The sequence below is a fragment of the Brevibacillus composti genome (genome assembly GCF_016406105.1).
Classification (GTDB): domain Bacteria; phylum Bacillota; class Bacilli; order Brevibacillales; family Brevibacillaceae; genus Brevibacillus; species Brevibacillus composti.
Genome location: NZ_CP066308.1, coordinates 2,562,013 through 2,583,393 on the forward strand (window position 1 = coordinate 2,562,013; position 21,381 = coordinate 2,583,393).

The window sequence follows — 21,381 nt, forward strand, 5'->3', positions numbered from 1 at the left end:
GCACCTTCATTATATAGAATACCCCAGAGGGATACAAGTCGAATCAGGAATTGTGACAGACGATTTCACAATTCTGCCACGTTCCCTTTTACGCCCATCCAAAGAGTCCAGCGGTCCTGCTCGCGGATCGGCTGCCCGCCGTCCACTCTCTTTCACGTAAGCGGTGAGCTCCCTAAGTTCGGCATCGCTCAGCTCATGGAGCAGCGACCGTCCCGTGCGGCTGAGCAAATCGGCCTCCAGTTCCTCCCAGGCGGCATAGGTTTTTCGGACCTCCCACAGCCGCACCGTCCGGACCTGGCCAAAGCCCGTTTGTTCCATCTGTGTCCGCAGCTCTTTTTCTCGCGGCCGTCTATTTTCCTCGACGTGCAAGAGGCGCGGGAACGCTTCGAAGAAATACCCGCGCAGGTGATCTGGAGAGCCGGGCAGCGACACATCCTCCATCGTTCTGTTTTGCACGAGGCAGATGCCTCCGGGGACGAGCAGACGATACGCCTCCGCCAGAAAGTCCTGCGGGCTTTGCAAATGATGAACCAGCGCACGGGCAAATACGAGGTCGGCGCTCTCCGCGGGCAGTCCTGTCTGCGTGGCATCTGCACAGACATAGACGATCTCCTCGCGATGGGACGTGTTTTCCCGCGCCATCGCCAGCATCGCCTCGGAAAAATCGACGCCGATGACACGCCTTGCGCCCAGCTCTGCCCACGCCTCTGTGTAGATACCTCCGCCGCAGCCGGCGTCGACGACGGTCAATCCCGCCGGATTTACCAGTTCCCGGATCGCGGACAGCCAGTCGGCATCCGCCTTGCGGGAGGCGTAGGAACGCCGATTGTCATAGGAATGAAAGTCGATACCCATCAGAGCACCTCCATGAACTCCAGCCGATTGCCAAAGGGGTCCTCGGTAAAGAAGCGAACCACGCCCGGTATCTCCTCCCCTTCTTTCACAGTCACGCCCGCATCGGCCAAACGCTTCTTCAACGCGCCGATTCCTCGTACGAGAAAGGCCGGATGCGCCTTTCTCGCGGGCGCAAACGGCTCTTCCACGCCGATGTGAATCGTTTGCGGTCCGCATTGGAACCACACACCGCCGCGCTTTCGCAGCGCTTCCGGCTTGGGCACTTCCGTCATGCCCAATATTCCGCTGAAAAAGCGGCGGGCTTCCTCCTCGCAGCCTACTGGCGCGGCCAATTGTACGTGGTCAAGTCCCATCCATGCATGCATCATGCTTTTCTCATCCTATCTCCATATCCTTTATGGCTTGCTTTTGGCTTACAACCATCCATTCATCGATCTGGTGGGCCACCACTCGTCCGTCCTCCGTGGTCACATTCATGTAGGCGCGAATCGGCTCCGCAGCCTGCAGAAGCATGCGCTCCACCGCCTCCTCCTGCTCCCGGCTCTCCGCCATTCGCTTCACCCACGGGGAAAAGGCGAACCGCTTTTTTCGCAGCCTCTCCTGTTTTACCTGGAGAGCAGCCGCTTCCAGCAGTTCCTTCCACGCGGACGGCGAAAGACAGCGGACATGGCTGGGGTCGCGCAGTGCCTCGAAACGGTTGAGAAACTGGCCGATCTCCTCTGCCTGTGGATTTGCATCGGCGTCGGGCACGACATTATCGATGAGGAGAAACAGTCCCCCCGGACGGAGCACCCGCGCCACCTCTTGGACAAATGCCGCCGGATCCGGGAAATGATGGGCCGCGATCCGGCAACAGACGGCGTCAAATGATCCACCCAGGAAAGGCAGCTTCTCGGCGTCGGCCGCGACGTACATAATCTGGTGGATGCCCTCCGCGAGATGCGCCTCCCTCGCCGCTTCCAGCATCGGTATGGTCAAATCGGTCGCCACTACCTGCCGGCAGTGCGGGGCCAGCGTCTTGGCCACATGGCCACCGCCCGTCGCAATATCCAGCACCACCCAATCCGGCCGGGGCTGCAGCCACTCGATCAGGAGCGGCAGATCCTCTCCTTTGGCATGGGTCTCGCTGTTCACATACGCGTTGGCGTGCTTGCCAAACTGCTCCTGCACCTTCTGTTTGATCTCGTCCTTTCCATTCATGTCACGTCCACCTCCTGTTTCTATCATATTCCCAAATCTATCCTCTTTGTTATAGAATACTGATAACCTGTTATTGAGGAAATCGATAACCATTCGTGAAAGGAGAAGGGCCATGGATCTAAGCAGTCTTGAAGTCTTCCTGGCAATCGCCCAGCATGGCTCGCTCAACCGGGCCGCGTCCGCACTCTTCCTGGCCCAGTCCACGGTTACGCACCGTCTCAAACAGTTGGAGAGACAGGTAGGCTCCCCCCTGTTCATCCGTACGAGTACGGGCGTCAGTCTGACCGGCGAAGGGAGAAGGCTATTGCCAGTTGCCGCTGCCATCGTCGAGCAGATGCGCGACTTTTCCTCTCGACGGCAGGAGCGGCAAGCACTCAATATTGTGGCAGGCAAAGCGTTTGCCGCCTATGAACTTCCCCGCTTGCTCGGCGAGTATCGAAAAGAACACCCGCATTTTACCTGCTATGTCCGTTCCACGCTGTACGAGGAATCGATCTCATCTGTCCTGACGGGTGCGGCCGATCTTGCTTTTCTCGGGCATGAGGTATACCATCCCCATATTCATCAAGAGTTTTTGCCCAGTGATCGGGTCCTTCTCGTCACCTCCCCCGACCACCCCTGGGCGACAAACTTTCCCGGCTTCGGGCAGTGGGGCAGCGAACCCGTCATCGCCTTTGGCAACCATGCCGCCCCCTTTCGCCAGCGCGTCGACCGTTTTCTCGCCAGACAGGGCGTATTCCCCCATGTGATTATGGAACTGGACAGCTTTGGCGCGGTAATCAAAATGGTTCAGCAGAGACTGGGGGTCACCATGCTTCCCGAGCGCATCATCCAGGGGGAAGTCGCCGCTGGCAGACTGGCTGCCCGGGACGTAGCGGACGGGCAGTTTACCCGCCCGACCCTAATCGCCTATTTGCACGGAAAAAAAGAGGACGAGGCTTTCATGGCCTTCGTCCAGTGGATTATCAAAAGTTATTAATGTTCGGTGAGCGCTTCGAGAGTCAGCACCGTAATCTCCGGCCTGCAGAAGAATCGAACCGGCAGTATCGTCGTTCCAATTCCCCGACTGGTATAGACGGGCATGCCGCGGTCGCCGACATGGTGGAGGCCATGCACGTATTTTCGTCCCATCGGCGGCACAACCAGATGACCCAGTACCGGCAGCCGGACCTGGCCGCCGTGACTGTGGCCGGAGAGCTGCAGGACAAAGGGATGCTTGGCCGCTTCGTCCGCGAAGTCCGGCTCATGCACGAGCAAAATCACCTTGCCCTCTTCCGGCACGCCACGGAGGGCAGCTGCCGGGTCCGGCACCCCGTACAAAACATCATCCAGGCCCGCGATATAAAGCGTGCTGCCCTGCTTCGCAATCGCGGCATTCTCATTCATCAGCACCTGGAATCCGGCATCCAGCCACGCCTGGCGAATGATCACGTCTTTGCCATAGCGCCAGTCGTGGTTGCCCAGCACAGCGAATTTGCCAAGCGGCGCCTGCATCTGCCGAAGCACGGGAACCGCCTCTGGCAGCAAGGAGGTGCCTTCGTCGACCAGGTCGCCGGTAAAGCAGATCAGATCGGGACGCTCCTGATCGATGCTGTGTGCGACCTGTTCCAATTCGTTGATCCCGAAATAGTGGCCCAGATGCAGATCGCTAAAATGAACAATCCGCACGCCCTGCCACTCTGGGGGCAGCCCGGGTATTCCAACGGTGCGGCTTGCGACCTGAAGCCAATGTCTCTCCAGGCCGTAAGCATACCCCGCCGTCAGCGCTCCGAGACCCAGCGTGCCGAATAATAAGCGAATTCCTTTGCGGAGAAACGCTCGGCGTGAAACCGCTGGCCGCGAGCTATTCAACCGCGTCTGCCAGCTCATATCCGTTTACCACGCGATCCAGCTTGCCTGTAACCGGATCAATCAACAGGCCGTGAACAGGGACATGAGCAGGCAGCAACGGGTGATTTTTAATCACTTCCACACTGGCTTTCACGCTGTCCTGGACGCAATCGAAGCCGCGGAGCCAGGAGTCTAGTCGAATCCCGGAATTTTTGATGATATGAAAGGTCTCTTCGGGGATTCCTTTTTGCTTCATTTTGGACATGATGCTATCCGCATTGATCGCACTCATGCCGCAATCATAGTGCCCCACCACGACGACTTCCTCTGCGTTCAACTCATAAATAGCCACCAAAATACTCCGCATGATACTGCCGAACGGGTGAGAAACGACGGCCCCCGCACTTTTGACATGCTTGAAATCGCCGTTGCGCAAGTTCATTGATTTTGGCAGCAGTTCTTCCAGACGGGTATCCATGCAGGACAGCACCACCAAACGCTTGTCTGGGAATTTGGTTGTCTGAAACTTTTCATATTCCTTATTGGCGACAAAGTTCCGATTATGCTCCAAAATTTCATCGATGATGTTCAGGGTCAACACCTGCCTTTGTAAAAGTCCTGTTTTTATTTTACATGTATTTTCCCGAGGTTCAACAGAGGAGTGGGCGGAATGAAAAATTGGCTGCCTTTTTTTCGCACGTTTTCCGAAAAAGACAGCCTTTTGCCTGCTCTTCACTCAGCCAATTATGCGCTTATCGTAATGCCTGATAACAAGCCATCCCATACGGGGTTGCTCAGATGCCACGGACCGTTCAGCGGCGGCACGGAAACCATACAAACTTTTTCTAGTCCACACTCGCACTCGACGATGTCAGAACCTTCATGAAAACCAATGAGCAGGATGCGATGATCCCCCCGGACTATACGCTCCAAAACGCCTGAGAGCCTGGCTGCTTCTGCCGCCGACCCGTTAACCCGGATAAATAATACGGAATCCGCTCTGCAAATATCTGGTACAGACGGTCGATTCTGCGTTTTAGCTGTTCTGCGAAAAACGGATAGGTAGTAAGTTGATGCCATTGATTGGCTTGGGTTGGGAAATGATGGGCAGCCACAATATTGTATCTGATGTCCCGAACGAGAAAATTCTTTTGGTCCGCATCAATTCCTTCCACGCGCAAGTTCTCGAGTTCCATAAATCCGCTGAATCGGTTTTCCAGGAGGGTCGCAACCGTATCGAGAGAATCCGAGATCATCCAATCGAGCGGTCCGGAAAAGGATCTCAATTCGCAACGCCTAAGATGATAGGCAGGCAAGCAGTTACTTCCCAAGGAAATGATCGTATGGTAACTCCTTTTCAGCTCGTTTAATCGCATTCGCATCCCCCCTCACTCGTTTCATAACAGACCCGCAATCCGCATGATCTGTTCGCCTGCCGCTCGATAGTACGCATCTTCATAATGATACGGTTGCAACCCCCAACGGTGATTGGCATCAGATACGAAACCTTTCCCCCGCAAGTCAAGGGTATGGACTCCCTTCCAGATCCGCGTAAAATGCTGATAATACTCTTCCAGCTCAGTATTATTGGAGGCAATCCATTCAGGGTATTCAAAAGGCAATACTTCACTCCCGCTTCGGTAGTGCGTCATCCATGGCGCCATGTGCAGGATGATCTTTTCCGGCGGGAGATAATGCTCCAGCTTGTAGATAAACATCTCGCAGAACCATTTCCAGGTCTGTCTGGTCACGGGGTCAAAGCGCGGGATTAATTGAAACTGATACTTCCCACTCGATTCGATCCCCGATTCGGCCAGCTCATGTGAACGAGTCACGTAGCTCCCATCCTGAAACAACAGGTCAAAGCGTTCGTCGATAAAGTCGACGATCAACAAATCGACTGACTGCGTAGCCAGTACCTCCCAAAGCTTTTTTTGGAAATCAAACAGCACCATACGTTTTTGCCACTCTGATGCCAGATTGATGTCTTGATAAGAGAGCGGAATCGGCGGGGTCATGAGACTGATCAGGGATGTGCGCGAAAAGACGGGATCGATCTGAAAGTAATGAGCGGGCAGATATTCGAAAATATCACGCGTGACACAGCTTCCCAGTATTCCAATTTTGACGCTGGACATTTTCCTCCCCCTTTTCAAAAAGAGGTGGTTCTTTCGTGGAAACGGCTGGATCGTATAAAGGTCAACTGGCGAGTAATGGGCGGGAATCGGGATCATCGTCCCCTCATCTGCAACAAGTGTGGCGTGAGGTTGTTCCTTTTTTGCACGGATAGCGGAACGGTAAGCTGCGACGACACTTTGGACCATTTTTTCCGCTGACCATTTGACGCTTGCCCACCGTTTTGCATTCTTCCTCATTCGGTTGCGCAGCTCCCGGTCCGCGAGAAGCGCATGTAAATTCTTGAACAAAGACCGGCTGTCTCCTGCTGGCGAGAGAAGACCGTCCTCCTGATCCGTCACCATCTCCGGGATGCCGCCCGCGTCTGTCGCCACGACAGGCAAGCCGGCCAACTGCGCTTCCATCACCGCAATCGGGAGTGTGTCCTGACGGCTGCTCAATACGAAAATATCGGCTTGTGCCAACAGTGCAGGAACATCCTCGCGGCTCCCCAACAACTGGACATGCTCGCTCAGTTTCAACTTCTTAAGCTGCGCCTCCAGATACTCGCGTAAATACCCATCGCCTACGATCCAGCAGACCCAGTCGCTTCGTTCCTGCTGCAACAAAGACAAGGCATCGAGCAGGTCCTGATGGCCTTTGACGACATCCAGGCGAGCCGGGCAGATGAGCACATGTTTCCCTGGCTCACGGGTGACCTCTGCCTTGTTTTTCATCTGCCGGTAAAACACCGAACAATCCAAGCCATATGGGATCACTTCCAGGCGGGCGGACGGAACCTGATATTCCCGCAGGTGGAGGTCCCGCAGCCATTTTGAGGGAACGATCGTCAGGTCTCCGGCGTTGACCCCAATCTGTTCGCGCGCCTGGATATACTCCCAGATGTCAGATCCGGGAGCAAGTGTGGAGCCGGTCAAGGTCAAATGCTCGGTAGCAATGCAGCCGTGTACGGATACGACCAGAGGGATATGCGGAGGCTTTATGCGCTCAATCGCTCTGGCCGAGATGATGTCGTGAGCGTGGATCACATCGTAGTGGTCCACGCCGATCGACAAGGCGGCCAGTTCAAAAGCGCAGCGGTTCACTTCTTGTTCCATGACGTACGGATCGATCCCGATCATGCGTTCACGAAGAAGCGGAGTCAGCTTTTCTCTTGCTAACCGGTCGATCGGTCCGCGATGGATAATCCGACCTTGTGGAAGCAGATGATATCCGCTCTCATCTTCGTTGCGAGCAAAAATATGAACCTGGTGTCCGACCCGCTCCAACTCCCGCTTGAGGGTCCTGATGTGCTGGCAGACACCCCCCACATGCGGAAAGTTCCAGAATGTGGTTAACAGCACCCGCATGTTGCTCTCTCCTTACAAAGAGCCTTTTTTGGCTGCAAATTCATGCAGGCGCTTCATGATGTAGGGATCAGGAATGGTGTAACCCGGTGGCAGCGCGTTCATGATTTGGCGCCAGACTTGGGGATCAAGCCGATTGTCATCCCTCTCTTTCCGCCAACTGGGGAAGAGCGAATTCATTCTTTTTGAGCTTTTTACGGACGAGCTTTCTGACATTGGGGATCCCTCCTTTGTTTTTTTCCCGATGACAGCCCGGTACATCTGCAGAGTTTCCCGAATCATCCCCTCCATGCTCCACTGCGCCATCCCCCATTTCTTCGCCTTTTGGCCCAGTTGCTCTCCCCAATCGGGCTTCTCCAGCAGACCCTTCAGTGCGGCGAGCAACTCCTGCCTGTCACCCTTCCGGATAAGGATACCGTTCTCACCGTTCTCCACCATCTCCGGAATGCCGCCAACATCAGAGACCACGACGGGCTTTCCGGCCAATTGCGCCTCCATGACCGCAAACGGCAAATTATCCTGCCAACTGGGAAGCACGAAGATGTCGGCAAGGTTAAGCAATGAAGGCACATCGCCGCGCGGCCCCAAAAACAGCACATGGTCCTTGAGATCAAGCTGCCGCGCAGTAGCTCGCAACTCCTCCTCCATTGGCCCGTCACCGATGATCCAGCAGAGCCAATCGCTCCGCTCTTCTTTGAGGGCCGCCAGCGTGTGGAGCAAGTCGAGATGTCCCTTGAATCGGGGCAGGCGTGCCACACAAGCGATTACTTTTTTGCCAGCAGGCTTCGGCATCTCGCTCGCTCGGTTCATCTCACCGAAAAAGCCAGCCAGATCGATGCCATAAGGTATGCGCACCGCCCGGGTTTCGCAGGCGCCGCACTCCTGAATCAAATATTGTTTCAGCCACTCAGTCGGGGCGATGATCAAGTCACCGGCTGCCGCTCCCAGTCGCTCCAACTGCTCAGAGTACTGCCAGGAGAGAGAGGCGCTGTTGCCGATATGTCCATAGAAATGCATTTCCTTGGTAAAGCAGCCGTGAACGGTTGAGAGGAGGCCGACATGCGCAGGTCTTACTCTGGAGAAAGCATACGCAGACAGGACGTCCTGCGCGTGTATCAAATCATAGCTGGCAAGCGGCAAGCTGGCCGCAGCCAATTCATAGCTATACCGCTCCAGCTCCGTTTCCCTGACCCAATGTTCTCCTGCAAGTCCGGACCACTCGTGCAGCGAAGCCACTAGCGGCTCTACAGAATGGCGGAGAGGCTGCTTTTCGATCCTGTACGTACCTCCGGGAGCGTAGTATGAATGGAAGCAGGGATGGTGGCCGAACAAATCGACTTGGTGGTTTGCTTTTTCCAGTTCATGCTTGAGCTGAAACACATAGGCGGACAGCCCCCCTACATGCGGCAGAGTCCAATAGGTGGCCAGGAGAATTTTCATCGAATTCCTCCCCTTCCCGCCTCCCGAAGCCGGAAACACTCTTCGTAAACCTCCAGGATCTTGTCGGTCATCAGATCCAGACTCCATCTCTCTCGTCCTTCTCTTTTGGCGTTCTCCCCTAATTTGCGGCGAAGCCAGGGGTCCTCCATTACGGCCCTGATGTTTTCGTAAAGCATATGGCTGTTGGCGACAGGTGAGACGAGACCAGTGATCTTATCCTTGACGACTTCCGCGATCCCTCCTGCATTGGTTACCACCACCGCTTTGCCTGCGATTTGCGCCTCCATCGTGGCATAGCTCTGCGTTTCGTAGAGGCTGGCGAGGACAAAAATATCGAGTTGCTGAAGAAGCGCGGAGACGTCGTGCACATCCCCCCAAAAGACGATATGGTCTCGGATGCCGAGCTGCTCGGCTTGACTCTCCAGTTCCGATCTCATCGGCCCGTCTCCAATCAGCCACAACTCCCAGTCGCTCCGCTCCTGCTTTAACTTGCCAAGGGCCTCCAGCAGATAGCGATGTCCTTTTTCCCTGGACAATCGCGCGACGCACCCGAGATAAAACCGGTCGCTATTTTTGACCAGACAGGAGTCTAACCGCCTTTGGAAGCATTCCACATCAAAACCGTTATGGATGACGACCAATTGTTCGAGGGGAATACGGAACTTTCGATGCAGATAGTTTTTGAACCACTTCGATGGCACGATGGTCCTGTCGCTGACCGTTGCCCCGTATTGTTCCTGCATGATGCTGTACGCGCGGGACAGGGGATGGTCAATCCAGCCAACTTGCTTGTAAGAAAGATGCAAACTTCCATGTATTGTCGTGATCAGGGGGGTATCAGGAGGTTTGACTCGGGACATGGCGATGGAGGAGATAATGTCATTGCAGTGAAGGATATCGTAGGATGAAAGGTTAAAGTAACTGGCGGCAAGTTCAAACGTATAGCGCTCCGCCTCCCGTTCAATTATCCACGAACCCAGCTCCATTTTTTTCTCCGCATAGCTTTTTTCCACATGATTTGCAACCATTCCCTTGAGCGGCTTCAATTGAAGCGCAGCGTCGCGTTCATACAAATAATAATGTCTGGACTGGGGTTGACGGGCGAAAAAATCGACTTCATGCCCCTTCCTTCTCAATCCTTTTTGCAGTTGATCGATATAGTTCCACACACCGCTGATACTTGGCAATTCAAAATAGGATGACAATAAAATTTTGATATGATGCCCCTCCTTTCCGGATAGTCGCGGTTAGACCCTCTGCTAGCATATGTCCTCCTCAACGTGCTTGAAAGGGATAGCTGCCCCCGTTTCCTGAAAATTAATAAAAGGCGTTTCGCCCGTAGCGCGAAACGCCTTCCCCTATGAAATCCTCTATTCCCGGTTCTTTCAACTTATTTTGGCTTCGATCCGCAGCTTGTCCGCCACCATGGCAATAAACTCCGAATTGGTCGGCTTGGCTTTCGTATTGGAAATCGTGTAGCCGAACAGACTGGAGATCGAATCGAGATTGCCGCGCGACCAGGCCACTTCGATGGCGTGGCGAATGGCTCGTTCTACCCGGCTCGCCGTGGTGTTGAATTTTTTCGCGATGTCCGGATACAGTACTTTGGTGATGGAGCCGAGCAGCTCTACATCGTTGTACACCATCGTGATCGCTTCGCGCAGGTAGAGATATCCCTTGATATGGGCCGGCACGCCGATCTCATGAATAATGCTGGTGATGCTCGCATCGAGATTGCGGCCGCGGATTTGCATGGGGTTTTGCGGCTTGACCGCAGACACGTAGGTGCTGGCCGGCTTGCTGCTCGTCATTTGGCGGATGCGCTGGGCGAGAACTTCCATGTCAAAGGGCTTCAGAATGTAGTATGCCGCCCCCAGCTCCACTGCTTTCTTGGTGATCTCCTCCTGCCCAAACGCTGTCAGCATAATAATCTTGGGTTGCGGAGACAGTCTCATGGATTGAATTTGTTCCAAAACGGCCAAACCGTCTAAATGAGGCATGATAATGTCCAAAATCAAAACATCGGGAACGCGTTCCTGGAGTAAGCGAATGACATCATTACCGTTATACGCAACACCGATGACATTCATATCGTGCTGGCTGCTAATGTACTCTTCTAACAGGCTCACAAATTCTCGGTTATCATCTGCCAACAACACTTCGATCTTGCTCAAAAGTCGTTCCTCCTTACGATCAACGGTCTGATTGGGAAAAAGGTGGAAGTATTCTAAGAAGCGAACATCTCTCTTTTTATGCCCATACCATCTTTTCACTCCAAAAATTATTCGACAAACCGAAGGTCATTCCTGCCAATGGCGAAAGATTGAATGATTTTTCCGATATTTCGACAAGCATTCCCATCCTTCATCACAAAAAATCGGGTAGGGGGCTACCCATTAGTTGAGTAGCCGACCTCCCACACCACCGTACGTACCGTTCGGTATACGGCGGTTCCTTAGTTCACGCAGTCACTTGTCGATAATAATCTGAGAAGAAAAGAAATCCGAGGCCTTTAATGGTGTTGTTATCGAGGGCTTTCGCGAGGATGGGGCTATTGGAGATTCTCCAGTAGCTCTTTCTTGTATTTGCGTATTCCCATGCCTTGAACTTTGGGATTCCAAACGAGATCAGCTTTTCGAATTTTGTCCTTATTCGTTTCCATTGTTTCCAGTAGATCATTCGAATCCTTCTTCTCATCCATTCATCCGTTGTTTGGAGCAGGTTCTTCATATCCGCAATCTTGAAGTAGTTGACCCATCCCATGATATAGCGTCTGAGCCTTTCGGCTCTCTCTTCATTTCCCATGCCATTGCTTCTTGCGGTTAGTTCCTTCACTCTTGTTTTCATTTTGGCGATGGATTTGGGATGGATGCGGACTTTCACTTGCCCTCGTTGGTTGTAGAATGAGAATCCCAGAAACTTCACTCGAATGGCTAGGTCCACCACGGTTTTCTCCCGATTTACTTTTAGGAACAGCTTCTTTTCAATGTAGGGGAGAATGTTGGTTAGTGTCCGTTCGGCACTTCGTCTGCTCTTGCAGAAGATGAGTAAATCATCTGCGTATCGCACAAACTTGTGTCCTCTCTTCTCCAGCTCCTTGTCCAACTCATTCAGCATGATATTACTGAGAATTGGACTCAGATTCCCGCCCTGCGGTACGCCGACTTCTGTTTCCTCAAACTTGTGCTTCACGACAACTCCTGCCCGAAGATATTTATGAATTAGTGAAATGACTCGTCCGTCCTTAATCGTTCTTGAGAGTACTTCAATGAGCTTGCTTTGGTTGACGGTGTCAAAGTATTTCTCTAGATCCATATCCACAACATAGCGGTAGCCTTCCTGAATATATTGCTGGCTGCGCCTTATGGCTTGGTGGGCACTTCGTTTGGGTCGGAACCCGAAGCTGTTGTCCGAGAACTGTTGCTCATAGATCGGCGTGAGCATTTGTGCAATTGCCTGCTGGATTACTCGATCAACCACCGTTGGGATGCCCAGGTTTCTTTTCTTTCCGTTCTCTTTTGGGATTTCTACCCTTCGAACGGGATTTGGGCGATATCTGCCCGCCAGGATTTGTTCCTTGATGGTTTCACCGTTTTCTTTGAGATATTGTAGAAGTTCATCTACGCCCATCCCGTCGATTCCGTGTGAACCTTTATTCGCTTTGACTCTTTTGAACGCTTCGTTCAAATTGTCTCTGCTTATGATTTTCTCAAGTAACCTTTCCTTCGACTCGTTTGCGTTGGTGTCGTCGGTTTCAGCTATCCTCTCAGGAACGTGCACTCCCGCATATCCTTCGTGTTCCGCACTATTCTTTTGCGGTGAGCCTTCCGTTGGAAGTTGGCTGCCCTTATCTCCTGTTTCGGTAACATTCATTGACGACCACCTCCTAAGGTTCAGCCCTTCCCTCAAGCCGTCGACTGCTCGAGGTACTATGGCGTCTGCTGACTTCTCATGATAAATCTTGTTTCAACCGTGATTCGAATGTCATCTTCTCACGTCCATGAGACCTCCCACGGTAAGACGACTCACTTTCCTCCCATATACCCGCATCATTTACACCGGAATGTCCGTGTAGTGTATTGGACTTTGCTTTGTCTCGCAAGCTTGTCCCATTCCATATGCCTGATGATGTTCGTGTTCCTCGGGCCGGGATTTTGCCTCCAGCTTCCTTCAGATTCCACCTCACGGTGGACACCCTTGCTCTTGGCTAGTGGTTGGCCACTACCAGCCCCCACAGCGGACTTTCACCGCCTAGTTAGTCGCCATGCGTGGCGCACGAGAAAAACCGCCTCGCCTGACGAGCGAGACGGTCCATTTACGCTGCGTGTCCGGCAGTCGGTGTGGACGTCTGTCCCGGACGTACTCCCAGTCCAGCGTCCTGCAGCATCCATTCGATATAGCAACCGTAGCCGGATGTCGGATCATTGACGAACACGTGGGTAACCGCCCCAACCATTTTTCCATCCTGGATAATCGGACTGCCGCTCATTCCCTGCACGATCCCGCCTGTCTTCTCCAAGAGCCGCTTGTCCGTAACCTTGATGATCATGCCCTTTGTAGCGGGAAAATGCTGCTTGACGACATTCACAATCTCAATGGAGTACTCTTCTACCTTCTGTCCTTCCACCACGGTAAGGATTTTGGCCGGTCCCTCTTTGACCTGTTCGGCCAGCGCGATCGGAATGGGCTCCGTGTACAAGCTGCGCTTTGGCTCTTCCTTCATTTTGCCAAAGATGCCAAACGGGGAGTTTTTGGTGATATTCCCCAAGACTTCGCTTTCATTGTAAAAACGAGCAAATTTCTCTCCCGGATTTCCGCTTTGTCCTTTTTCGATCGATGTTACACTTGCCCGTACGATTTGCCCGTCGCCGACAACGATCGCTTGTCCTGTATCCACATCGGAAATGACATGGCCCAGCGCTCCGTAGGCCTTGGAATTCGGTTCATAAAAGGTGAGCGTGCCTACACCTGCTGCCGAATCCCGAATGTACAGGCCCATCCGATACTCCTCGTCCTTTTTGTCTTTGGCGGGTCGCAGGGTCAGATTCAGCTTTTCTTTGCCTCGGACCACCAGGAGCTGCAATGCTGTCTGTTTTTCACTGGCTTCGCGCACCATCTTTTTTACATCGTTCATGTCATTGATGTACATGTCGTTCATTTTGACAATACTATCACCGACATGGACACCCGCTTGTTCCCCGGGGGAGACTTTTTCTTTTCCTGTGTCAACCAGATGGTGACCAACGACAAGCACACCCGCCGTCTGCAATTTGACCCCGATGGACTGTCCGCCCGGGATCACGCGCAAATCAGGCAGCACGTTTACCTTGACCGCTTTCAGCGGGATATTGCGCCATTTCACCTGCAGATTGGCCTCTCCCGCCTTTTTCGGTTCGACCGACACAGGCTTGCTGAGATCAACAGAAACCTCCCTTGCCTCTGTCCCATTGACATTCAGGATATCCGGGTTGCTGTTGACGAGCGTTCCCATGAGAGGCATCGATACACGCAGTTGCTTCAGGGAGCCTTCCATCAGGCGTAATTCGTGGGGAAAAGAAGACAAGTCGTGGAACGGGGTGGAACTCACGACAAAAGCCGTGATCAGGAGAAGGAGACTTCCCATCCATTTTCTTCTGTTGTGACGGTTCACCAGCAATCACTCCTACCGTTCCCTACCTACACCTACGGAAACACCTCCACCTTGTGTAGTTATACTATTGCCTCCGCTGTTTCGGATTATGTTAGGAAAATGTATCACGGGTGCAGGAAAAAAAGCTGCCACATCAAGTGACAGCTCTTTGCGTGACGCCGCTCAGCTTCTCTAGGGAACGGCTTTTCGCTGCCGTCCCAGCAGGATCATTTCCCGCGCGTGCTCTTCGGTTTTGGCGGTGACCTGTGCCCCGCCCAGCATGCGGGCCAGCTCGATGACCCTCTCTTCGTCCGTCAAGCGGTGGACCACGGTCATCGTCTCATGCTCGCTCATCTCTTTTTGGATGAGGTAGTGGGCATCAGCCAGGGAAGCCACTTGCGGCAAGTGGGTGATGCACAGGACCTGGCGCTGCTGGGCCACTCTGGCCAGCTTCTCCGCGATGGCCTGGGCGGCTCGGCCGCTCACTCCGGTGTCCACTTCATCGAAGATCATCGTCTGGACCTGGTCCGTACCTGCCAGGATCGTTTTGATCGCCAGCATGACGCGGGACAGTTCGCCGCCCGAGGCAATCTTGGCCAGCGGTCTCAGCGGCTCGCCCGGATTCGGCGAGATCAGGAACTCGACGGTATCGATGCCGTTGGCGTCCACTCGCCAGGTGGTTCCTTCGATGTCGACCCCGTTCTCATCCGGCACTTGCCGCACGTCGATGGCAAAGCGGGCTCTTTCCATATGAAGCTCCCGCAGCTGCTGCTCGATCTCCGCCGCCAGCTGTTCCGCACAGCTCTTGCGAATCATCGACAGCTCGGCGGCTTCCACCGCCAGATCTGCAGCCAGTTCTGCCAGCCTTTTTTCCAGCTGCTGCAAACGATCGTCATAATGGTGCATCTCATCCAGCTCATCCTGGATGGTCGCCGCATATTCGAGGATCTCGTCCACATTTTTGCCGTATTTCCGTTTTAAGCTCTGAATCAGATCCAGCCTGCGCTCCACTTCCTGCAATTGTTCCGGCTCAAAATCCAGCCGCTCGGACAGCTGCCGCAGCTGATGCACGGCATCCTCGATCTGGTAGTAGGCGCTCTGTACATTCTCCAGCACCGGCAGCAGTTGCTCCTCATAAGAAGAGATCCGCTCCAGCTCGCTCATGGCATGTCCCAGCCAATCCAGGCCGCGCTGGTCCCCGTGAAGCGAGCGGTAGGCGTCCTGGATGCCGCTGAAAATTTTCTCGATGTTGATCCACTTTTTGCGCTGCAGGCTGAGCTTTTCGTCCTCGCCCGGCGTCAGGGAAGCCGCTTCGATCTCATTCAGCTGATATTGCAAGAGATCGATCCGCTGGACCAACTCGCGCTCATTGCGAGACATCCGCTCCAAATCCTGCCGGGTCTTGGAGTAGCTGGCGTACAACTGGGCGTACTCTTGCTTGGCCGAACCCAAGCGGCTCTCTCCGTACGAGTCGAGCCAGTGGATATGCTTGTCGGTTTGCATCAGCATATGCGTGTCATGCTGCCCGTGCACCGTGACCAGCCACGGCCCCAATTCCCTCAGGATGGCCAGAGTGACCAGCTGGCCGTTGATGCGGATGATGCTTTTTCCCTGACTGGATATGTCGCGCCGAACGAGCAGCGTCCCGTCCTGCTCCGCCTGTACGCCGAAGCTCTCACAGACGGAAAAAGCCGGATGGCCGGGCGGCAGCTCAAACAGCCCCTCCACTTCGGCCCGCGACTCCCCATAGCGGACCAGGTCCGAGGAAGCCCGGCCTCCCAGGAGGAGCCCCAGCGCATCGATGATGATCGATTTCCCTGCTCCCGTTTCTCCCGTCAAGATGTTCAATCCTTTTTGAAAGGAGATCGTGACGGATTTGATAATCGCAAAATTGCGGATGGAAAGCTCCAGTAGCATACAATCCCCCCACTCTTTACAGCATTTCCCTGAGGCGTTTGGTTACTTCTTCGGAGTTTTCCTTGGAGCGGCAGATAATCAGGATCGTATTATCGCCGCTGATCGTACCCATGATCTCTTCCCAGGGAAGATTGTCGATCAGCTCCGCAACCGCATTGGCATGTCCGGAGAGGGTCTTCAGCAGGATAAAATGGTCGGCGTGGTCCATGCTTACAAACGAGTCAACCAGCATGCGCCGGAGCTTTTGAATTGGATTGAATTTTTGTTCGACAGGAACTGAATACTTGTACCGGCCGTCGGGAAGCGGAACTTTCACCAAATGGAGTTCCTTGATATCACGGGAAACGGTCGCCTGCGTCACGTTAAAGCCTGCTGCCCGCAGACGCTCGACCAGTTCATCCTGTGTCTCCACTTCATGACTGCCGATAATTTCACGAATCCGGATATGTCGTTGTCCTTTGCTCATGCGATTACTCCCATTCCCCTTGTAATTTGGTTCGTATCGTCTCAAAAAAGGCGCCTTTTTTCCATTTGATCAGCGGTGTCACAAACGGCGATTTGCGGATGAAAATCTGGTCGCCGCCCTCCAGCCTGCACCCAAACTGGCCGTCAATCGACAGCCCCATCTCGTGGTGGACCGCATCCACCTCGATGCGGATCGTTTGATGGGGGGACAGCACCATCGGCCGCGCCGTCAACGAATGAGGCGCTACCGGGGTCAAGAGCAGCATCTCTACATTGGGTGCTACGATCGGTCCGCCCGCCGACAGCGAATAGGCGGTCGAGCCGGTCGGACTGGACACGATGACGCCGTCACCGCTGAAGGTCGCCACATAGTTATCATCGAGATAGACCGCGCATTGAATGATGCGGCAAAACGAGCCTTTGGCAATCCCGATGTCATTCATCGCCGTGTAGCGGGCGAGTGTCTTCTGGTTGCGCACCAGTTCGGCATCCAGCATGGTGCGCTCTTCCAGATAGTATTGGCCGGAAAGCAGCTTGTCTACAGCGTGCGGCAAATCATCCGGGTCTGCTTCTGAAAGAAAGCCCAAGGTGCCGAGATTGATCCCCAGGATCGGCACGGAGCACCCCGCCAGGCGGCGCGCAATGCCCAGCAGCGTCCCGTCACCGCCCAATACGCATAAAAGCTGTGCTGCCGAGCCGATCTCCTCCAGGCTGGTGCCGATATCTCCCCGGTCTACATAGGAGGCCATCTGTTCGTCCAGAAGAACTCTGGCCCCTCTGTCTTCCAACAGATAGACCAGTTCTCTGGCGACGATTCGCGCTTCCGGTTTTCCTTTATTTCCTACGATTCCTATCGTTTTCACATGGCCCCCCCCAAACTCGTTGGTTGGAAATCCTTTATTATTCAAGTATACATCTTTTTATGCATGAAGAAAGCCTGATCGCATGAGAAAAAAAGCCTCGACACGTAGATTCGAGGCTTTTTGTCCCAGTTTTCACTTCAATTCCTCGTGAGCCTGACTGACAATCTCGCTCACCTGCTCTGGCCATTGCTCCGAAGTGAAGCCTCCATCTGCCTTTTTTGCGTGAAGCAGGAACTCGATGTTTCCTTCCCCTCCCGTGATCGGCGAGTAGGACAGCCCTTCCAGGGAAAAGCCGAGCTCTTTGGCAAAGAGTCCTATGTCGATCAGGACTGATTCGTGAATGCGCGGATCGCGGACAATCCCGTTTTTCCCGACGTTTTCCTTGCCGGCCTCGAATTGCGGCTTCACCAGCGCAATCACGTCGCCATCCGGCTGCAGGAAGCGGTACAAGACCGGGAGAATCAGCTTCAGGGAAATAAACGAGACGTCGATCGTAGCCGCATCCGGCCGCTCGTCTGTAAAGCTGTCCGGGTCCATGTGACGGAAGTTGGTCCGCTCCATCACGACCACGCGTTCATCTTTGCGCAGCGACCAGGCCAGCTGATTGTAGCCGACATCGATGGCGTACACCTTGCGCGCCCCGTTTTGCAGGGCGCAGTCGGTAAAGCCGCCTGTCGAGGAACCGATGTCCATCATCACCTTGCCGTCCAGATCGAGGGAAAAGACGCGCAACGCCTTTTCCAGCTTGAGGCCGCCTCGGCTGACGTAAGGGTGAAGCTCGCCTTTGACCGTGATGGCCACGTCTTCGCCGAATTTGGTACCCGGTTTGTCGCAGCGTTCCCCTGCGACCTGCACCAGGCCCGCCATGACGGCCGCTTTCGCTTTTTCTCTGGTTTCATACAATCCCCGCTCTACGAGGAGAACGTCCAGCCGTTCTTTTTTCATGCCTCCACAACGCCCTTCGTCACTGGCAAAAACGAACGTACACGCACAGCGATTTGCTCAGCCGTAAGCCCGACTTCCTGCCGTTGTTCTTTCACGCTGCCGTGCTCCACGAAGTAATCCGGGATGCCTACAGACTGCACGCGGATATCGTAATAGCCTGCTTCGGCCAAAAACTCCATCACCGCGCTGCCAAAGCCGCCTGTCACCGAACCTTCCTCGACGGTGACCAGATCGTAGCCTTCCTGTGCCAAGCGGGACAAGAGCTCGACGTCCAGCGGCTTGCAGAACCGCGCATTGACCAGCATCGGGTGAATCCCTTCGCGGGCCAGCAGCTCGACAGCCTGCTCAGCGATTTCGAAGACATGGCCAAAAGAGAGGATCGCCACGTCTCTGCCTTCCCTGACGATTTCCGATTTGCCGATCGCAAGCGGCGCCAGCTCGTCGTCCAGCTTTACGCCGCGGACGCTTAGGCGCGGATAGCGGAAGGAAATGGGGCCATCCTCGTAATCGACTGCCGTTTTCATCATGTGGCGTAGTTCGTTTTCATCCTTGGGCGCCATGATGACCATGTTTGGGATGGCACGCATATAGGCGATATCGTAGACGCCTTGGTGCGTCTCGCCATCAGCGCCCACGAGTCCCGCGCGGTCAACCGCAAAGATGACATTCAGCTTTTGCCGGGCAACATCGTGGATCAGCTGATCGTATGCCCGCTGCAAAAACGTGGAGTACACCGCATAGACTGGTTTCAGACCTTGCGTGGCCAAACCGGCGGCAAAGGTACAGGCATGCTGCTCGGCGATCCCGACGTCGAACAGGCGGTCCGGAAAGCGCTCTCCAAATTTTAGGAGGCCCGATCCAGCCGGCATGGCCGGGGTAATCGCTACGATGCGCTCGTCCTCTTCTGCCAGCTTGATCATCGTGTCGGCAAAAACAGAGGTGTACGTCGGCGAGGATTTTGGCGTGTCTCCTGACTCGATTTTGTACGTGCCGATGCCGTGCCATTTGACCGAGTCTGCCTCGGCCGGCGCATAGCCTTTTCCCTTTTTGGTGATCGCGTGGATCAGGACTGGGCCCTTTGTCTGCTTGGCTGTCTTCAGCGTGTCCAGCATCAGCTCCAGGTTGTGCCCGTCGATCGGACCGATGTACGTAAAGCCGAGCTCTTCAAACAGGATGCCGGAAACCAGCAAATACTTCATGCTGTCCTTAAAGCGCTCCGCCAGATGAGCCAGCTTGCCTCCCACTGCAGGGATGGACTTCAGCAGATGCTCCAGCTCTTCCTTGGCGCGGCGGTAGTTGGTCGTCGAGCGCAGCTTGCCGAGGTAATTATGCAGCGCCCCTACGTTCGGTGCGATCGACATCTCATTGTCATTGAGCACCACGATCACGTCCTTGTCCTCGTGACCGATGTGGTTCAACGCTTCCAAAGCCATGCCGCCTGTCAACGCCCCGTCGCCAATGATGGCCACGACATGGTTTTTCCCCTTTTTCAGGTCGCGGGCGGCGGCCATCCCCATCGCGGCCGACAAGGAGGTGCTGCTATGGCCTGTCTCCCATACGTCATGCTCGCTTTCAGACATTTTCGGGAAACCGCACAAGCCTTTGTACTGGCGCAAGGTCGGGAACATATGGCGGCGGCCCGTCAGAATTTTATGTACATAGGCTTGATGTCCTACGTCCCAAATCAGCTTGTCTTCAGGGCTGTTAAACACATAATGCAAAGCGAGGGTCAATTCCACGACACCCAGATTCGGTGCCAGATGACCGCCCGTTTTGGACAAGTTTTCCACAAGGAACTGTCGGATCTCCTCTGCCAGCGCATACAGTTCCGGCATTGAGCATTTCTTCAGGTCTTGAGGATGATTGATGCTCGTAAGCAGCATTGTGATTCCTCACTTTCCACTCGTACTCCGTCTGTTGAATATGCTGCAATCCAATTGATACGGATACCTGCTTCTTGTAGCTTGCTTCATTATAACGGTTTCTTGGTAAAAACTCCACTTTCATCTGATTCGGGATCAGCTCCCCAGCGATCTGCGGGGGAGGTGACTCCCTGGCAAAAAGGTGCAGGTTGACATAAAAAGAAGCTGCCCCGCAGTCATCTCAGACGTGTGGGACAGCTCCTTTCTCCTTATGGAAAACCGTATGATTTTGTCTGCAAAAAGCACCATGCTAAGAATCAAACGGATTCTAGCTTCATCTCCTGATGGGCAGACTCACCCAGCGTTCTTTCTGTTTTCTCCACATACGTGATTTTCCATCCAAAATGGCCGTAAATGATGGCGATGATTGGGCTGGCAAAGCAGAAAAAGGCAAAAGGTGCGTAGCTCAGCGAGTGAACCCCTAGAGTGGCGAACATGAAAGCGCCGCAGGCCAGGAGATTTGTCACGACACTGGTGCCCACCGTCGTCGATATCAAGTGGCCGGTCGTCTTCACCAGCTTTAGGATTGCGCGCACAATGCTCTCCAGAATTTTGGTTGTCTCCAATATCCCGCCATACGTCATCGCGACCATGATCAATCCACCTGGGGGCCGATGTTTCCGCTGCGGCTCCCCGCGATGCCGTCTTTTAACGTGATGAAAGCTTCATCCACGGTGCCGTGATAGCTGTAATTAAAGACCACCCTGCGACGATGATCAGTTGGTCATCGATGATCTCAAACTTCGATCCCGATCGCTGCCGTGATGGCTTCGGCTATATCCTGCGCTGTCTCTTTGATCTCCCACAAACTGGACATCTGGCACCTTCCCTTT

19 protein-coding genes are annotated in these 21,381 nt (G+C 54.2%); 1 reads left to right on the forward strand and 18 read right to left on the reverse strand.

What is annotated here, in order from left to right:
* Positions 1 to 9: 9 nt before the first annotated feature.
* Genes JD108_RS13060 through JD108_RS13070 form a run of 3 tightly spaced genes read right to left on the reverse strand, consistent with a single transcriptional unit; the run spans position 10 to position 2,055 of the window.
* Positions 10 to 855, reverse strand: coding sequence for a class I SAM-dependent methyltransferase (locus JD108_RS13060; protein WP_228728138.1), 846 nt, complete (start codon positions 853 to 855; stop codon positions 10 to 12).
* A complete protein-coding gene (locus tag JD108_RS13065) occupies positions 855 to 1,223 on the reverse strand; it encodes a VOC family protein (protein WP_198826504.1) in 369 nt (122 codons plus the stop codon). Before JD108_RS13065 ends, JD108_RS13060 begins: the two co-directional genes overlap by 1 nt.
* Positions 1,224 to 1,230: 7 nt before the next feature.
* Complete coding sequence (locus tag JD108_RS13070) at positions 1,231 to 2,055, reverse strand: class I SAM-dependent methyltransferase (protein ID WP_198826505.1); 825 nt, start codon at positions 2,053 to 2,055, stop codon at positions 1,231 to 1,233.
* 112 nt (positions 2,056 to 2,167) lie between these two features.
* Here JD108_RS13070 and JD108_RS13075 point away from each other — a divergent pair, with 112 nt between their 5' ends.
* On the forward strand, positions 2,168 to 3,034 hold the full coding sequence (locus tag JD108_RS13075; protein ID WP_198826506.1) for a LysR family transcriptional regulator: 867 nt from the start codon (positions 2,168 to 2,170) through the stop codon (positions 3,032 to 3,034).
* Here JD108_RS13075 and JD108_RS13080 read toward each other — a convergent pair.
* The 15 genes from JD108_RS13080 to JD108_RS13150 form a co-directional block, all read right to left on the reverse strand.
* Entirely contained in the window at positions 3,031 to 3,924 is an 894-nt protein-coding gene (locus JD108_RS13080; RefSeq protein ID WP_198826507.1) for a metallophosphoesterase, read from the reverse strand. The genes JD108_RS13075 and JD108_RS13080 overlap by 4 nt on opposite strands.
* On the reverse strand, positions 3,899 to 4,477 hold the full coding sequence (locus JD108_RS13085; RefSeq protein ID WP_198830114.1) for a beta-class carbonic anhydrase: 579 nt from the start codon (positions 4,475 to 4,477) through the stop codon (positions 3,899 to 3,901). Before JD108_RS13085 ends, JD108_RS13080 begins: the two co-directional genes overlap by 26 nt.
* A gap of 328 nt (positions 4,478 to 4,805) precedes the next feature.
* Positions 4,806 to 5,267, reverse strand: a complete 462-nt coding sequence (locus JD108_RS13090; protein ID WP_323958375.1) for a DUF1796 family putative cysteine peptidase — start codon at positions 5,265 to 5,267, stop codon at positions 4,806 to 4,808.
* Between the two features lie 15 nt (positions 5,268 to 5,282).
* Entirely contained in the window at positions 5,283 to 7,370 is a 2,088-nt protein-coding gene (locus JD108_RS13095) for a DUF6270 domain-containing protein (protein WP_198826509.1), read from the reverse strand.
* A gap of 12 nt (positions 7,371 to 7,382) precedes the next feature.
* Positions 7,383 to 8,807, reverse strand: coding sequence for a glycosyltransferase family 4 protein (locus JD108_RS13100; RefSeq protein ID WP_198826510.1), 1,425 nt, complete (start codon positions 8,805 to 8,807; stop codon positions 7,383 to 7,385).
* Positions 8,804 to 9,976, reverse strand: coding sequence for a glycosyltransferase family 4 protein (locus JD108_RS13105; RefSeq protein WP_198826511.1), 1,173 nt, complete (start codon positions 9,974 to 9,976; stop codon positions 8,804 to 8,806). Before JD108_RS13105 ends, JD108_RS13100 begins: the two co-directional genes overlap by 4 nt.
* A 216-nt stretch (positions 9,977 to 10,192) precedes the next feature.
* Positions 10,193 to 10,981, reverse strand: a complete 789-nt coding sequence (gene spo0A, locus JD108_RS13110; protein WP_198826512.1) for a sporulation transcription factor Spo0A — start codon at positions 10,979 to 10,981, stop codon at positions 10,193 to 10,195.
* Between the two features lie 286 nt (positions 10,982 to 11,267).
* On the reverse strand, positions 11,268 to 12,680 hold the full coding sequence (ltrA, locus tag JD108_RS13115) for a group II intron reverse transcriptase/maturase (RefSeq protein ID WP_198826346.1): 1,413 nt from the start codon (positions 12,678 to 12,680) through the stop codon (positions 11,268 to 11,270).
* A gap of 442 nt (positions 12,681 to 13,122) precedes the next feature.
* Positions 13,123 to 14,457, reverse strand: a complete 1,335-nt coding sequence (gene spoIVB / locus JD108_RS13120) for a SpoIVB peptidase (RefSeq protein ID WP_198826513.1) — start codon at positions 14,455 to 14,457, stop codon at positions 13,123 to 13,125.
* A gap of 171 nt (positions 14,458 to 14,628) precedes the next feature.
* Complete coding sequence (recN, locus tag JD108_RS13125) at positions 14,629 to 16,353, reverse strand: DNA repair protein RecN (protein ID WP_198826514.1); 1,725 nt, start codon at positions 16,351 to 16,353, stop codon at positions 14,629 to 14,631.
* 16 nt (positions 16,354 to 16,369) lie between these two features.
* Positions 16,370 to 16,819 (reverse strand): transcriptional regulator AhrC/ArgR, encoded by a 450-nt coding sequence (gene ahrC, locus JD108_RS13130; protein WP_198826515.1) that lies wholly within the window; start codon positions 16,817 to 16,819, stop codon positions 16,370 to 16,372.
* Positions 16,820 to 16,823: 4 nt separating this feature from the next.
* Complete coding sequence (locus JD108_RS13135; protein WP_198826516.1) at positions 16,824 to 17,681, reverse strand: NAD(+)/NADH kinase; 858 nt, start codon at positions 17,679 to 17,681, stop codon at positions 16,824 to 16,826.
* Between the two features lie 132 nt (positions 17,682 to 17,813).
* Positions 17,814 to 18,626 (reverse strand): TlyA family RNA methyltransferase, encoded by an 813-nt coding sequence (locus JD108_RS13140; RefSeq protein WP_198826517.1) that lies wholly within the window; start codon positions 18,624 to 18,626, stop codon positions 17,814 to 17,816.
* Positions 18,623 to 20,509, reverse strand: a complete 1,887-nt coding sequence (gene dxs / locus JD108_RS13145; protein ID WP_198826518.1) for a 1-deoxy-D-xylulose-5-phosphate synthase — start codon at positions 20,507 to 20,509, stop codon at positions 18,623 to 18,625. Before dxs ends, JD108_RS13140 begins: the two co-directional genes overlap by 4 nt.
* Positions 20,510 to 20,805: 296 nt before the next feature.
* Positions 20,806 to 21,141 carry a Na+/H+ antiporter NhaC family protein gene (locus JD108_RS13150; RefSeq protein ID WP_198826519.1) on the reverse strand — a complete coding sequence of 112 codons (336 nt, stop codon included), beginning with the start codon at positions 21,139 to 21,141 and terminating at the stop codon, positions 20,806 to 20,808.
* Positions 21,142 to 21,381 lie beyond the last annotated feature (240 nt).

Excerpts from the sequence above, each read along its gene's own strand:
- JD108_RS13090 (WP_323958375.1), bottom strand. The coding sequence starts at position 5,267 with ATGCGAATGCGATTAAACGAGCTGAAAAGGAGTTACCATACGATCATT.
- dxs (WP_198826518.1), bottom strand. The coding sequence starts at position 20,509 with ATGCTGCTTACGAGCATCAATCATCCTCAAGACCTGAAGAAATGCTCA.
- JD108_RS13060 (WP_228728138.1), bottom strand. The coding sequence starts at position 855 with ATGGGTATCGACTTTCATTCCTATGACAATCGGCGTTCCTACGCCTCC.
- ahrC (WP_198826515.1), bottom strand. The coding sequence starts at position 16,819 with ATGAGCAAAGGACAACGACATATCCGGATTCGTGAAATTATCGGCAGT.
- JD108_RS13075 (WP_198826506.1), top strand. The coding sequence starts at position 2,168 with ATGGATCTAAGCAGTCTTGAAGTCTTCCTGGCAATCGCCCAGCATGGC.
- recN (WP_198826514.1), bottom strand. The coding sequence starts at position 16,353 with ATGCTACTGGAGCTTTCCATCCGCAATTTTGCGATTATCAAATCCGTC.
- JD108_RS13100 (WP_198826510.1), bottom strand. The coding sequence starts at position 8,807 with ATGAAAATTCTCCTGGCCACCTATTGGACTCTGCCGCATGTAGGGGGG.
- JD108_RS13065 (WP_198826504.1), bottom strand. The coding sequence starts at position 1,223 with ATGATGCATGCATGGATGGGACTTGACCACGTACAATTGGCCGCGCCA.
- JD108_RS13070 (WP_198826505.1), bottom strand. The coding sequence starts at position 2,055 with ATGAATGGAAAGGACGAGATCAAACAGAAGGTGCAGGAGCAGTTTGGC.
- JD108_RS13140 (WP_198826517.1), bottom strand. The coding sequence starts at position 18,626 with ATGAAAAAAGAACGGCTGGACGTTCTCCTCGTAGAGCGGGGATTGTAT.
- JD108_RS13095 (WP_198826509.1), bottom strand. The coding sequence starts at position 7,370 with ATGCGGGTGCTGTTAACCACATTCTGGAACTTTCCGCATGTGGGGGGT.
- ltrA (WP_198826346.1), bottom strand. The coding sequence starts at position 12,680 with ATGAATGTTACCGAAACAGGAGATAAGGGCAGCCAACTTCCAACGGAA.
- JD108_RS13080 (WP_198826507.1), bottom strand. The coding sequence starts at position 3,924 with ATGAGCTGGCAGACGCGGTTGAATAGCTCGCGGCCAGCGGTTTCACGC.
- JD108_RS13150 (WP_198826519.1), bottom strand. The coding sequence starts at position 21,141 with ATGGTCGCGATGACGTATGGCGGGATATTGGAGACAACCAAAATTCTG.